General features: G+C 43.0%; 17 protein-coding genes. 6 read left to right on the plus strand and 11 right to left on the minus strand.

Annotation, left to right across the window (positions count from 1 at the left end):
* Positions 1–114: 114 nt before the first annotated feature.
* The 3 genes from CDG62_RS18455 (at position 115) to CDG62_RS18465 (ending at position 2,265) form a co-directional block, all read left to right on the plus strand.
* Positions 115–705 (plus strand): hypothetical protein, encoded by a 591-nt coding sequence (locus CDG62_RS18455; RefSeq protein ID WP_087528687.1) that lies wholly within the window; start codon positions 115–117, stop codon positions 703–705.
* Positions 706–813: 108 nt separating this feature from the next.
* Positions 814–1,233, plus strand: a complete 420-nt coding sequence (locus CDG62_RS18460; protein WP_228254414.1) for an ATP-binding protein — start codon at positions 814–816, stop codon at positions 1,231–1,233.
* 87 nt (positions 1,234–1,320) lie between these two features.
* Positions 1,321–2,265 carry a hypothetical protein gene (locus CDG62_RS18465; protein WP_087528688.1) on the plus strand — a complete coding sequence of 315 codons (945 nt, stop codon included), beginning with the start codon at positions 1,321–1,323 and terminating at the stop codon, positions 2,263–2,265.
* Between the two features lie 25 nt (positions 2,266–2,290).
* Here the strand turns inward: CDG62_RS18465 and CDG62_RS18470 are convergent, their stop codons facing one another.
* From CDG62_RS18470 to CDG62_RS18520, 11 genes are all read right to left on the minus strand, one after another.
* On the minus strand, positions 2,291–2,611 hold the full coding sequence (locus tag CDG62_RS18470; protein ID WP_087528689.1) for a hypothetical protein: 321 nt from the start codon (positions 2,609–2,611) through the stop codon (positions 2,291–2,293).
* 353 nt (positions 2,612–2,964) lie between these two features.
* Entirely contained in the window at positions 2,965–3,384 is a 420-nt protein-coding gene (locus tag CDG62_RS18475; RefSeq protein ID WP_087528690.1) for a F0F1 ATP synthase subunit epsilon, read from the minus strand.
* Between the two features lie 26 nt (positions 3,385–3,410).
* Positions 3,411–4,805, minus strand: a complete 1,395-nt coding sequence (gene atpD, locus CDG62_RS18480) for a F0F1 ATP synthase subunit beta (RefSeq protein ID WP_004684425.1) — start codon at positions 4,803–4,805, stop codon at positions 3,411–3,413.
* Positions 4,806–4,831: 26 nt separating this feature from the next.
* Positions 4,832–5,701: a F0F1 ATP synthase subunit gamma gene (gene atpG, locus CDG62_RS18485; protein WP_087528691.1), complete on the minus strand. Its 870-nt coding sequence runs from the start codon at positions 5,699–5,701 to the stop codon at positions 4,832–4,834.
* An 88-nt stretch (positions 5,702–5,789) separates the two neighbouring features.
* Positions 5,790–7,334, minus strand: coding sequence for a F0F1 ATP synthase subunit alpha (gene atpA / locus CDG62_RS18490; RefSeq protein ID WP_087528692.1), 1,545 nt, complete (start codon positions 7,332–7,334; stop codon positions 5,790–5,792).
* 44 nt (positions 7,335–7,378) lie between these two features.
* Positions 7,379–7,915: a F0F1 ATP synthase subunit delta gene (locus CDG62_RS18495; protein WP_004984037.1), complete on the minus strand. Its 537-nt coding sequence runs from the start codon at positions 7,913–7,915 to the stop codon at positions 7,379–7,381.
* A gap of 12 nt (positions 7,916–7,927) precedes the next feature.
* Positions 7,928–8,398 (minus strand): F0F1 ATP synthase subunit B, encoded by a 471-nt coding sequence (locus tag CDG62_RS18500; protein ID WP_004684420.1) that lies wholly within the window; start codon positions 8,396–8,398, stop codon positions 7,928–7,930.
* A 38-nt stretch (positions 8,399–8,436) separates the two neighbouring features.
* Positions 8,437–8,682 (minus strand): F0F1 ATP synthase subunit C, encoded by a 246-nt coding sequence (gene atpE, locus CDG62_RS18505; RefSeq protein ID WP_000424060.1) that lies wholly within the window; start codon positions 8,680–8,682, stop codon positions 8,437–8,439.
* Between the two features lie 84 nt (positions 8,683–8,766).
* Complete coding sequence (atpB, locus tag CDG62_RS18510; protein ID WP_087528693.1) at positions 8,767–9,642, minus strand: F0F1 ATP synthase subunit A; 876 nt, start codon at positions 9,640–9,642, stop codon at positions 8,767–8,769.
* 107 nt (positions 9,643–9,749) lie between these two features.
* On the minus strand, positions 9,750–10,148 hold the full coding sequence (locus tag CDG62_RS18515; protein ID WP_004684416.1) for an ATP synthase subunit I: 399 nt from the start codon (positions 10,146–10,148) through the stop codon (positions 9,750–9,752).
* Positions 10,149–10,319: 171 nt separating this feature from the next.
* Complete coding sequence (locus CDG62_RS18520) at positions 10,320–11,159, minus strand: metal ABC transporter solute-binding protein, Zn/Mn family (RefSeq protein ID WP_087528694.1); 840 nt, start codon at positions 11,157–11,159, stop codon at positions 10,320–10,322.
* Positions 11,160–11,300: 141 nt separating this feature from the next.
* On the opposite strand from CDG62_RS18520, the gene CDG62_RS18525 reads away from it, so the two are divergent.
* From CDG62_RS18525 to znuB, 3 genes are read left to right on the plus strand one after another with little or no spacing between them, the layout of a single operon-like run.
* On the plus strand, positions 11,301–11,795 hold the full coding sequence (locus CDG62_RS18525; RefSeq protein WP_004984035.1) for a transcriptional repressor: 495 nt from the start codon (positions 11,301–11,303) through the stop codon (positions 11,793–11,795).
* Positions 11,780–12,562: a zinc ABC transporter ATP-binding protein ZnuC gene (znuC, locus tag CDG62_RS18530; protein ID WP_087528695.1), complete on the plus strand. Its 783-nt coding sequence runs from the start codon at positions 11,780–11,782 to the stop codon at positions 12,560–12,562. Before CDG62_RS18525 ends, znuC begins: the two co-directional genes overlap by 16 nt.
* Positions 12,563–12,565: 3 nt before the next feature.
* Positions 12,566–13,366: a zinc ABC transporter permease subunit ZnuB gene (gene znuB, locus CDG62_RS18535; RefSeq protein WP_087528696.1), complete on the plus strand. Its 801-nt coding sequence runs from the start codon at positions 12,566–12,568 to the stop codon at positions 13,364–13,366.
* Positions 13,367–13,368: the final 2 nt, after the last annotated feature.

Raw genomic sequence — 13,368 nt, forward strand, 5'->3', positions numbered from 1 at the left:
GCTCAGGCACTCTTTTTTATTTTAAAAAGTTTTGTTATGACTTTGAAACCCAGCATTTTATCTACACATTTTGCCCTTATATTAAAAAATACATAGCCCAATATTGATTTGATGATGAAAAAGCTTTTACAAAACTTAGTTCTTCCTTTTGCACTGTTTAGTTCAGGCATTCTTCTCATTGGCTGTGAGCAAGCAACAGAGCCGAATCAGCAAGACACCCAGACTGAGTCCACTGAGCAAAGCCAATCTACGATTACACAAAGCCCTGACAAAGCTGAATTGAAAAGTGGCAACATGCTCTATATCGTGCGTGATGTGGCAGATATGCAATTAAAAGCAGGTGAATACGTCACTCAACTGCAAGAAACCCAAAGTGATTTGCAGGCCGCAGTTGAACAGCACGATCAGCAACAGTTGCAACACGCCGCGACAGCTTTACAACAACAGCTCACAGGTTTCAATAGTGCCTTAAACGGCCTAAATCTTAAAACCCAAGAAATCAATGATATCCGTGAAAAACTACTGTCTGCCAACCAACAAGTTTTAGCTTCGCCTTTTTTAAATGGGCAGGTGGATTTTAGCCAAGTCGACTTTAAAAAGATGCAACAGCAAATGGGCACGATTCAATCTGAAATGTTGAAATTGGCTTCAATGATGATTCCGCAACAAGCTGAGAATGATAGCTCAAACGCAGACCAATCTTAAAACATTTAGATATTGGTGTTTTCAGCGATAAAGTAGGAGAAAATGACTACAACCGTTTTCTCCTAATTTGATTGAGGCACGATTTCTCACATGTAGCTGATTATTTTTATGGGCATCCAAGCTTCAGGAAAATCGAGCTATTATCTGTTGAATTTGGCACATGGCCATTTGCGCATCAACCTCGATATGCTGAGAACACTGCATTGTGAAAAAATTATTTTTGAAGCAGGGCTAGCCTCAAAAACCAAAATGGCGATTGATAATACCAACCCTACGTTAGCCGATCGGGCGCTTTATATTGCGAGTACTCAGGCTGCGGGTTTTGAAGTTGTTGGCTATTTCTTTGAGACTGAGCTCAAAGATGCACTATTACGCAACCACTTACGTGAAGGGAAAGCCTGCATTCCTGAAGTCAAGATCAGAGCCACCGCTCAAAAATTTGAACCAGCACACTACACTGAAGGCTTTGATGCACTGTATAAAGTTCGTATTCTCGGGCAAGGTGAATTTTCAATTTCATCCATATAGATTTGAAGCTTTGATGAAAAAACATTAACTATTTCTCATTTTTAAGCTAACATGTACAAATAAGAAACACAGAAAAACATTTTTATAATGAAAAAAGTCATTCTTGTGATCGCCTGTTTAGCAATCATCGTCTTTGGCGGGATGCACTTTTTAATGCCTGAAAAAACCACGCCACACTTAACCCAGTTTTTTTCTAAAGAGCATAAAGAAGTTCAACGTATTCAGGATTGGCTCAAATACAAACAACAGCAGCAGTTACTTTTGGTCGATGTTACAAGCCCTGTCAGCCCAAAACAACAAGGCGCTTATGCTGAATACATCAAACAAAAAATTGAGCTCAACCAGCAAAATATTCAGCGCCTGCAGCTCAGCCACTATCAGAGCAAAGCGTTTAAAGAGCTACAACAGCTCGAAATTCATGCGCTAGAGCAATGGAATACCTTATTTCAAACGCATATTGTAGATGCTTTCGTAGAACAGCAACATTTCACCGAAATTCCAGTTGAAGAATACCAACAATTTGATGCTGAAGCGCGCTATGCCTTACAAAAGCAAGAAGTTCTGGTTCTCGAACACTTACAACAATTGCTGCAACAAGACAGCCCATATCTGTCTGACATCGATCATAGCCTACTCAGTGATTGGCTTTATTACCAACTGATGCAACATGAAATCCATCCAGTTATCTCTGAATGGTTAGAAGTCGAAACGGATATGCCTCGTCGACGAAGCCGTCAAGATGCAATGCAAGACTTAAGACTTTATAAACGGTTTAACCCAAATACTGATGAATATAAGTACATCATGTCACTTGAAACACAGCTTTGGCATGCCGAACACCCATCTTCAAATTTGCAGGTACAACCGTCCAACACCATGTCAAATTCGGATATCGAAATCGATCCAGAGATTGTGATTCCTGAAGATGAGCCTCAGGTTGAACAAATCAAAAAGCTGATTGAGACGCAGCACGATACCGTTAGCCGCATGATGTTCAGCCAATTGCGTCAAAGCTTTTTGAAAGATATTTAAAACAATGCTTTGAGTTCATACCTCATTAATACGAAGACTGTTCCTGAGTTTTGCTCTGCGCTAACCAATCTTTAAAAGCCTTTTGCATAGCGTGACGCTCATATGGCTTGGCTAAACGTGCTTCCATCATTGAGAAATCACCTTTGTAAGCTGCTTCAATTATGGCTTTGGTCAGCTCCTGAATGCTCGCGCGACCCCGATGTTCATATTGTAATATTTCTTCTGAAGTTAGCACCAAGTCCCAACACGACACCACTGAACTCATATCGACTGCGATACTCAGATAATAATGCTCAAAATCTTGGTAAAGTTCCCAAAAGTGGGATTCATGCGCAATCAGGTTCATCTTCACCTACCCTCACAGAGAAGCTTTCAAAATATAACTTCTATTGAATAAAAGATATGCAACTTTAGATAACCGTGCCCCTGCTTAACGAAATAAATCAAGCATAGGAACGATGGTTCAGCTGAGGTTCAAAAATTAAGTATTCAAAATATTTTAGAAGCCAGCGTACAGTTAAAAGACGAAGCACTATCATGCAAAACAAAGATTGTGCCTATGCAAGAGACCGATCCAATCCATTTGAACGACTTCAACCCAAAATCATTAAATCTATATGAAACAAGCAATTGACACAATTTTATATAGACATAAAAAAGCCACCCTTTCGGGTGGCTTTTTTAATCTCAAACCGTCTCTTACTGAGCGCGGTTTTTGATTTTGCGGATGGTTTCCAACTGCGCAGCAGTTTCTGCAAGAGCAGCCAAAGCAGCAGCCGAGTCCAAGTCGCTCTTTTGATTTGCAAGCAATTGTTCAGCGTGTTTACGCGCTTCAAGAATTGCTGCTTCATCTAAGTTTTCTGCACGGACTGCAGTATCTGCAAGTACCGTAACAACATGCGGTTGAACTTCTAGAACACCACCAGATACATAGATCAACTCTTCTGTACCGTTTTCCAACAGAACGCGGATTGCACCCGGTTGAAGTAAAGTTACTAGCGGCGCGTGGCCAGGCATAATACCTAACTCACCACCAGCACCTTTAGCAATTAGCATCGTTATAGTGCCCGAGTACAACGACTCTTGAACACTAACAACATCACACTGCATAGTCGCCATGAGAATCTCCTAAATTAGGTAACTAATTAAAGTTTCTCAGCTTTAGCAATTACTTCGTCAATACCACCAACCATGTAGAACGCTTGTTCTGGGATGTGATCGTATTCACCAGCTAAAAGACCTTTAAAGCCACGAATCGTTTCTTTAAGTGGTACTAGTTTACCAGGAGCACCAGTAAACACTTCAGCTACGTGGAACGGTTGAGAGAAGAAACGTTGGATTTTACGCGCACGGTAAACAGTCAACTTATCTTCTTCTGCAAGTTCGTCCATACCAAGAATCGCGATGATGTCTTTCAATTCTTTATAACGTTGAAGAACGTTTTGAACTGAACGAGCGATCTCGTAATGCTCAGCACCCACTACAAGTGGATCTAACTGACGTGAAGTTGAGTCAAGTGGATCGATCGCTGGGTAAATACCAGAAGATGCGATGTCACGGCTCAATACTACAGTTGCGTCTAAGTGAGCAAACGTAGTTGCTGGCGATGGATCTGTTAAGTCATCGGCAGGTACGTATACCGCTTGGATTGACGTAATCGAACCAGACTTAGTCGATGTAATACGTTCTTGAAGAACACCCATCTCTTCTGCAAGTGTCGGTTGGTAACCTACTGCAGATGGCATACGACCTAGAAGTGCTGATACTTCAGTACCTGCTAGTGTATAACGGTAGATGTTGTCTACGAACAATAGTACGTCACGGCCTTTACCGTTTTCGTCTTTCTCGTCACGGAAATACTCAGCCATGGTCAAACCAGTCAACGCTACGCGTAAACGGTTACCCGGTGGCTCGTTCATCTGACCGTAGACCATTGCTACTTTGTCTAGAACGTTTGAGTCTTTCATCTCGTGATAGAAGTCGTTACCTTCACGAGTACGCTCACCAACACCAGCAAACACAGATAAACCTGAGTGCGCTTTAGCGATGTTGTTGATCAACTCCATCATGTTTACAGTTTTACCAACACCGGCACCACCGAACAGACCAACTTTACCACCTTTAGCAAACGGGCATAGTAAGTCGATGACTTTAATACCAGTTTCTAAAAGGTCAGTAGAAGCTGCTTGTTCAGCATAAGAAGGTGCTTGACGGTGAATCGGCAAACGCGCTTCAGTCGCAACTGGACCAGCTTCGTCGATTGGGCGACCAAGAACGTCCATGATACGACCCAAAGTCGCTGTACCCACTGGTACAGAGATTGGAGCGTTAGTATTCGTTACGTTCAAACCACGCTTAAGGCCTTCAGTAGAACCCATTGCAATAGTACGAACTACGCCATCACCAAGTTGTTGCTGAACTTCTAATGTAGTTTCAGTGCCATCAACGTGGAGAGCGTCATAGATCTTAGGAACGCTGTTACGTTCAAACTCGACGTCGATAACCGCGCCGATGATCTGAATGATACGACCGCTACTCATTGCTGTCTCCTCAATTCAAAATAATGTTAAACGGCAGCGGCACCACCAACGATCTCAGAAATTTCCTGAGTAATCGCGGCTTGACGCAGCTTGTTATAAATAAGTTGTAGGCTCTTGATCAAATCACCTGCGTTGTCCGTTGCAGCTTTCATTGCAACCATACGAGCTGACTGCTCACACGCGATGTTTTCGATCACGCCTTGATATACCACAGACTCGATATAACGAACCAATAAGCCATTTAAAAGCTCTTCAGCTTCAGGCTCATAGATATAATCCCAACCGTATTGACGGTTAAGTGTCTTGTTTTCTTCAGCAGTTGCTAAAGGAACAAGTTGTTCGATTTTTTGATCTTGAGTCATGGCATTGACAAAGCCGTTTGACACAAGATAAATACGATCTAACTCGCCTTTATCAAATGCGTCTAACATCACCTGTACAGAACCAGATAACTGTTCAAGGCTTGGTGTATCACCGACATTTGTCGTAGCACCCAGCACTTTACCGCCGTAGTTTTTAAAAAACGAAACCGCTTTTTGACCAATTAAAGCAAATTGAACTTCAATTGACTGCTCTTGTTGCTGTTGTACGTGTTTAACCACTTTTTTGAACAAGTTAATGTTCAAACCACCAGCAAGGCCACGATCTGAAGACACAATGATATAGCCAACGCGCTTCACAGGGCGTTCAACCATATAACGGTGTTTGTATTCAGGATTCGCTTGAACCAAGTGAGCAATTACACGGTGCATATTTTCGGCATACGGACGGCCTTGAGCCATGCGCTCTTGCGCACGACGCATCTTAGAAGCTGCTACCATCTGCATCGCGCGAGTAATTTTCTGCGTGCTTTTGATACTAGCTACTTTGGCGCGAATTTCTTTTAAATTTGCCATACGCTTAACCTAGTATTCGAAGGCCCTTTCGAGCCCTCGAAGGTTGATCCGTGAACCAAACCAAAACTAAATCCAACTGAAGTTGAAATTAGTAAGTTTGAGTCGCTTTAAAGCTTTCAATACCTGCTTTGATTGCAGCTTCGATGTCTTTGTTGTAATCACCAGTTTCATCGATGTTTTGCATTAACGCAGCATTTTCTGAACGGAAGTAAGAGATTAACGCAGCATCAAAGTCTACGATTTTCTTCACTTCAACGTCAGCCATGTAGCCTTCGTTAGATGCATAAATTGAAACAGCTTGGTCAGCAATTGAATATGGAGCATATTGTTTTTGCTTCATTAATTCAGTTACACGTTGACCATGTTCAAGTTGCTTACGAGTTGCTTCATCAAGATCAGAAGCGAACTGAGCAAACGCTGCCAATTCACGGTATTGCGCCAAAGCAGTACGGATACCACCAGACAATTTTTTGATGATCTTAGTCTGCGCTGAACCACCAACACGAGATACAGAGATACCCGCGTTCACAGCAGGACGAATACCTGCGTTGAATAATGATGTTTCAAGGAAAATCTGACCATCAGTGATCGAAATTACGTTCGTTGGTACGAATGCAGATACGTCACCCGCTTGAGTTTCAATGATTGGTAATGCAGTTAATGAACCAGTTTGGCCTTTAACTTCACCATTCGTGAATTGCTCAACATAGTCAGCAGAAACGCGCGAAGCACGCTCAAGAAGACGAGAGTGAAGATAGAATACGTCACCTGGATACGCTTCACGACCTGGTGGACGACGTAATAACAATGAAATTTGACGGTAAGCAACAGCTTGCTTAGACAAATCATCATAAATAATTAGTGCATCTTCACCGCGGTCACGGAAGTATTCACCCATTGTACAGCCAGAGTATGGAGCCAAGTACAACATTGCTGCTGGATCGGCTGCAGCTGCTGCTACAACAGTGGTATACGCCATAGCGCCAGTTTCTTCTAGCTTGCGTACAACGTTAGCAATAGTCGATTGTTTTTGACCAATAGCTACGTATACACATTTAATGCCAGAGTTTTTCTGAGCGATGATCGCATCGATCGCCATAGCTGTTTTACCAGTTTGACGGTCACCAATGATCAACTCACGCTGACCACGGCCTACAGGGATCATTGTATCTACTGATTTATAACCAGTTTGTACAGGTTGATCCACTGATTGACGCCAAATTACACCTGGTGCTACTTTTTCAACAGCATCAGTTAATTTTGCATCAATTGGGCCTTTACCATCAATTGGGTTACCCAAAGCGTCTACGACACGGCCTAAAAGTTCTGGACCAACCGGAACTTCTAATACACGACCTGTGCAACGCGCTTTTTGACCTTCTTGAAGGCTTAAGTAGTTACCTAAAACAACGACGCCCACTGAATCCTGTTCTAGGTTCAGTGCCATACCGTATAAGCCGCCGTCGAATTCGATCATTTCACCGTACATTGCATCAGCAAGGCCGTGAATACGCACAATACCGTCGGAAACCATAACAATGGTTCCTTCGTTTTTAGCGGTCGCGCTGGTGTCCAGATCGCCGATACGCTGTTTAATGAGCGCACTGATCTCGGATGGATTCAGTTGTTGCATTGCGCTATACCTCAATCTTTTTAAAGTTCAGTCTTCATATGCAATTAAGCAAGAAGACGAGTCCGCATTTTTTCTAGCTTGTTAAGCGCAGAATCATCTATCACTTGGTCGCCTGCACGAATAACAACACCAGCAATAAGCTCTGGTTTAACTTCTACAGAAACATTTACCGCAGCTTCGAATTTTTTCTCTAAAGCATGTGCAAGTAATTGTTCTTGTACAGAAGTCAATGGGAATGCAGATTCAATGACTACATCCACAGTATTGTTATTCTGTGATTTGAGCTGCTCGTATTCAGCAGAAATTTCAGGAAGAAGCGCCAAACGGTTGTTTTCAGCAAGCAATGTCAAAAAGTTTGACACTGCTGCAGTTTGGTCTTCGCCTAATACTTTTGCAAAAAGACTTACCTGCTCAGCAGGAGTAAGCTCAGGGCGAGTTAAGAAAGCTGAAAATGCTTCGTCTTGCACCGCAGCACTGAGCAAGTTCAATGCAGATGACCAAGAGTCAGTTGCATTTTGCTCAGAAGCGTAAGCAAATGCTGCTTTAGCGTACGGGCGTGCCAACGTCAAGAGTTCAGCCATAATCCGCCTCTCTTAAAGTTTAGCAGCCAGCTGAGTCAGCATGGCATTGTGAGCTTCAGCATCAACTTTTTGGCTAAGAATTTTCTCAGCACCTGTTACTGCAAGATCAGCAACTTGTTGACGTAATTCTTCACGAGCAGAATTGATTTCTGTATCAACAGCTTCTTTTGCTTGTTGACGAATACGCTCACCTTCAGCTGACGCTTGAGTACGAGCTTCTTCTACCAATTGTGCACCGCGACGGTTCGCTTGTTCGATCAATTGAGCCGCTTGCGCTTTCGCTGCATCTAATTCAGCTTTCACTTGAGCTTGCGCATCCGCAAGATCAGCTTTTGCTTTTTCAGCAGCGTTTAAGCCATCAGCGATTTTACGCTGACGCTCACTAATCGCATTGATTAGTGGTGGCCATACAAATTTCATGCAGAATGCGACAAACATCGCAAATGCAATCGCTTGGCCAATCAATGTGAGGTTGATATTCATTGCTATTCCTCAATAGTTTAATTTAGGAATTAAGCTGATTAACCTACAAATGGATTAGCAAAGATGAAGAACAAGCCAATACCAACACCGATCATAGGCACAGCATCAAGAAGACCCGCGATTAAGAACATACGAGTTTGAAGTTGTGGAGCCAATTCTGGTTGACGTGCAACAGCTTCAAGGAAGCGACCGCCTAAAAGACCAAAACCAATCGCAGTACCTAAAGCACCAAAAGCGATCAAGATAGCAGATGCAATTGCAACTAGACCTAAAGTGAGTTCCATGATAATTCCTCAGAGGTTAGGTTTATACCAAATTAAATTAAAAAATTGTGCGCCCAACCATCCAGTGATAGTTAGGCATTACCATTAATGCTTTTCGCTTGCCATGCTCAAGTATACGATAGTCAGCATCATGAAAATGAATGCTTGTAGCGTGATAACAAGAATGTGGAAGATCGCCCAAGGCACAGACAACGCCCATTGGATCCAGAACGGTAATAATGCGATAAGGATGAAGATTAACTCACCTGCATACATGTTACCGAAAAGTCGCAGAGCCAATGAAACTGGACGTGCAAGGAATGTTACTAATTCAAGAATTAAGTTCACTGGAATCAATAACGCTTTTGCAACTGGGTTACTTGGATTAAATGGGTTAAGTGCTAATTCGCCAACGAAACCACCAATCCCCTTTTCGCGAATACTGTAGAACAAGATCAATACAAATACAGATAAAGACATACCTAGGGTAATGTTTGGATCTGTAGAAGGTACAACCTTGAAGTAAACGTGATGAGGATCCATACCAAATACACTTGCACCAATTTGTTGAGCTAAGAATGGAATCCAGTCAACAGGGATTAAGTCCATTGCGTTCATGAGGAAAATCCACACGAAAATGGTCAATGCAAGTGGCGCAATTAAGCGTGATTTGCCATGGAAAGTGTCGCGAACACTTGAGTCCACAAACTCAATGATCATTTCAATTGCAGACTGGAACTTGGTTGGAACACCAGAGTTTGCAGCTTTCGCTACGCACCAGAACAACAAACAGAAAATCACACCAAGAGTGATAGACCAACCCATTGAATCCAAGTGAATAGCAGTGAACCCCATCTGTTGAGCTTCTTCAGCAGTCTCAGCCAACTTCCATGAACCGTCTGGCATTTTGCCATACGTCATATTGGTCAAGTGATGCTTGATATACTCGGTCGAAGTAAGGGCATGTTCTTCAGCAGCCATAAATCACACCTGGTCAATGTCAAATACAAATAGAGAGAACGAACATCGCGTGCTGCTTGATATCTCGTTCATCTCCTAAAAAACTTTTCAATTTTTTGTAGTGCTTATTAAACTCGTTTTTGTTGACGCGACACCCAAAATGGAGCAACCCACGTCATGGTTTGAACGAGCATAAAACCACAAAACAACGCCACCGCTGACAACGGTTTGACATTGCTTAAAATTAAAATGAAACCAACAATCACAATTGCAAACTTACCCATCATGCCTTTATACATGTTCGCAAGAACTTGTTTAGAAGCGCGAGCTCCTGCTGCTCGAAACGACTGCCATGAAAAATAGCAAGTCGCAAGCCAACACACGAGCGCACCTAATGCTGCACTCAGGGCTGCGGTTGAGTCTTTCACGACCCAGCCGATCAAGGCTGAAACAGGAATCATACATGCTTGTAAGAGGACTAAAGCTTTCGCTAATCGTCGGTCAATCAAGCGACTAGTTCGGCTCATTATTTATTCACTCACAACAATCATGCTTGACAAGTTTAGCTGATGATTATTTTTAATCGCAGGCATTATAGAGTTACACCCCTGAACATGCAATCTTTTCCCGACCTAAGTCGAGTTTTTTTCTATGTTTAAATTGCTTTTAAACTAATCAATTATTGTTTAATTTTTGGGTTACTTTCGCGCATTTAGCACACATTTATGCACATGATCGGCCAATTGCTTCCACGCGCTGACAAAATCCCCTGCCCTAGTCATGCTTTCGTCAACAGCTTGAAAAACCAATGGGTTCAACTTTTGATATTGTGCTTGACTGGCATGCACTTCGGCCAAAAGACACATCTTTGAATAAGGACGGCTGTCATTTAAGTATTTGATTTGTGCAACCGTAGGCGCAATATGCGGGTCATCTGTCAAAGCACCTGCAAAGCGTAAGTTTAAAGGTCGCTCCAGATATTGATAGGCATCATGAAAAGACCAATATGGGCGAGCTTGGGTACTTTGACTATATATAGCCGAGGCTTGCAACATTTTCTGAGCAAAGATTTTGGCATTGTTCCAGTAGCGCTCCTTATACTCAGGCATTTGCTGTGAACGCAAGCCTGCAATAAAGAAACCGATGCGTACCGCATTGTTTGGGTCAAGCCAAACATGAGTATCAATGGTGTTTTTTAAGGCATCACCACGGGTATTGCGTAGTGGTAAGGCATTGATAATGCCTGAACCTAAAATAGAAACTGCTTTATCATTGGGGGTCAGGAGTTTATCCAGCGGTGCTTCATGTGCTCGCCCCAACCAAATAACCAGGCCTGCATCCTGAATGATTTTACGATGCATTGGGGTCAAACTCACATCATGTCCAGATTGATCTGCCAACAATAAGGTTGGTTTTTCAATGCCTTTCGTCACTTCCTGTGCAATCAAGTAAATCGGCTGTGTAGAAACAACCAAGTCTTGCGTCCAAGCAACACTACTAAACAGCGCAAACGCAAAAAAAGCCAAGAAACGGGACATGGGGAGCAATCACTAGAAATACAATTAGTGTTATAATATAACAAATCGACAAAAATACCTATGCCTAATCGAAACTCTCTGCACTTCATGTTAAGATTTAATGTCGTTTTTCTTTTATAAATTTTGCACTTGAGGTTTGTTATGAGCGCTTGTTCTCACGAACACCACCATGCTTTACATGATGTGCATGGTCATCACAACGTTGAGACGCGTTTGGCTGAAGCAGAAGTCTTGTGCGCAACAACTGGTGCGCGCCTAACCCCCTTGAGAAAAGAAGTCTTGGCACTAATCCTGAATGCAACAGGCCCGATGGGTGCGTATGATTTGTTGGCTAAAATTAAAAGCAATGCGGACCGCCCTGCTGCCCCACCGACGGTGTACCGTACCTTAGACTTTCTATTAGAAAAAGGCCTCATTCACCGACTCACCTCGATTAATGCCTATATTCCGTGTTGCCATCCCCGTGAAGGCCATCAAGCAGCCTTTCTCATTTGTACTGATTGCAAATCAGTGACAGAGGCCTCTGCTCAAGGATTATTACAACAACTCGATGCACTTTCCGCAGCCGATGGTTTTACGGCACAACATAGCATTATCGAAATTTCAGGAATTTGTCAGCAGTGTCGCCACAAATAAGCCTCGATCCTGTTCTGGTCGAACTCTCCCAAATTAGTGTTCGTATCGATGAGCGCGACATTTTAAAGCATGTCGATTTTGTCTTACATGAACGGGAAATTGTGACTCTGATTGGCCCAAATGGTGCTGGAAAATCCACGCTTATTAAAGTGCTGTTGGGTATTGTGCATCCTAATGCTGGCAAAATTAAAACGACAAAGTCCCTCAAATTTTCCTATGTGCCACAAAAGTTTAATCCCTCACATAGCCTACCGCTTAGAGTGAAAGACCTCTTGGCTTTGGAAAAATGTGATCCTACAATCAAGCAAGAAATTACCTGCGATACTGGAATCAGCAAACTTGAAAACGCCAAAGTGCAGCAACTTTCAGGCGGAGAACGACAACGTGTTTTGCTGGCGCGTGCACTATTACGTCAACCCGATATTTTAGTTCTCGATGAACCAATGCAGGGCTTAGACATTCAGTCTGAGGCTGAGCTATACGACTATGTGCGCAGCTTACCCGCCAAATATGGTTGTGCTGTACTCATGGTTTCACATGATTTGCAGTGGGTCATGCAAGGGACGCATCGAGTGGTGTGTTTGAATAAACACATTTGCTGTAGTGGCCTACCTGAAAACGTGCAACAACACCCTGAGTACCAAGCTATTTTTGGTACCAACCGCGTGTTCTATCAACATCATCATGATCACTGTGCGCATGGTGATAGTGCAACGCCTTGTCAACATGACGCTCGCCCACACATTCACCCTGAACCGGAAGCTTAAGTCATGATGGAATGGTTACAACTGCTGTTACCTGCATGGATTATGGGCACGCTGCTGGTCTTTTTGACTGCACCGCTGGGCTGTTTGATGCTATGGCGTCGTATGTCATTCTTTGCCGACACCATGGCTCATGGCACACTACTGGGTGTCGCGATTGCAGGAGCAATGGCATTACCCCTGTGGATGGGTGTGGCTTTTATTGCGGGCTTGTTGGTGGCGATCCTTTGGGTTTTACATGATCCACGTTTACCGAATGATGCCTTACTCGCACTCTGTTCTGCGACCTTACTCTGCTCGGGTCTGATGTTTATTCAACACATTCCAAGTTTAAGACCTGAGTTACTCAGCTATTTATTTGGTGATTTGCTCACAATTACATGGGCAGACCTGCCCGTTTTTGCCACTGTTATTGTTATTGCATTGACAGTGCTTTATAAAAGTTGGCAGGCTCAAATTCAAATCGCGATCGATCCTGATATGGCTGTTAGTGAAGGCGTCAGTGCGAAATGGCAACGCTTGATTTTTATGTTGCTACTGGCTTTATTTACTATTTTAGCGCTTCGTGCAGTGGGTTCTTTACTGATGGGGGCCTTGCTTGTCATTCCAGCACTTACCGCTCGACTGCTTGCTCACTCTCCAAAACAAATGGTGATTTGGGCCTTTGTGATTGCGCAAATTGGGGTGACGGTTGGTTTATGGTCCAGTGCGGGGCTGAATACTTCTACAGGGCTTAGTATTGTCTTAACTATGTCGATTCTATTTGCACTGATTTTTATCGCACAGAAGTTTAAAAAACTGACATAACT

Source organism: Acinetobacter sp. WCHA55 (assembly GCF_002165305.2).
Taxonomy (GTDB): domain Bacteria; phylum Pseudomonadota; class Gammaproteobacteria; order Pseudomonadales; family Moraxellaceae; genus Acinetobacter.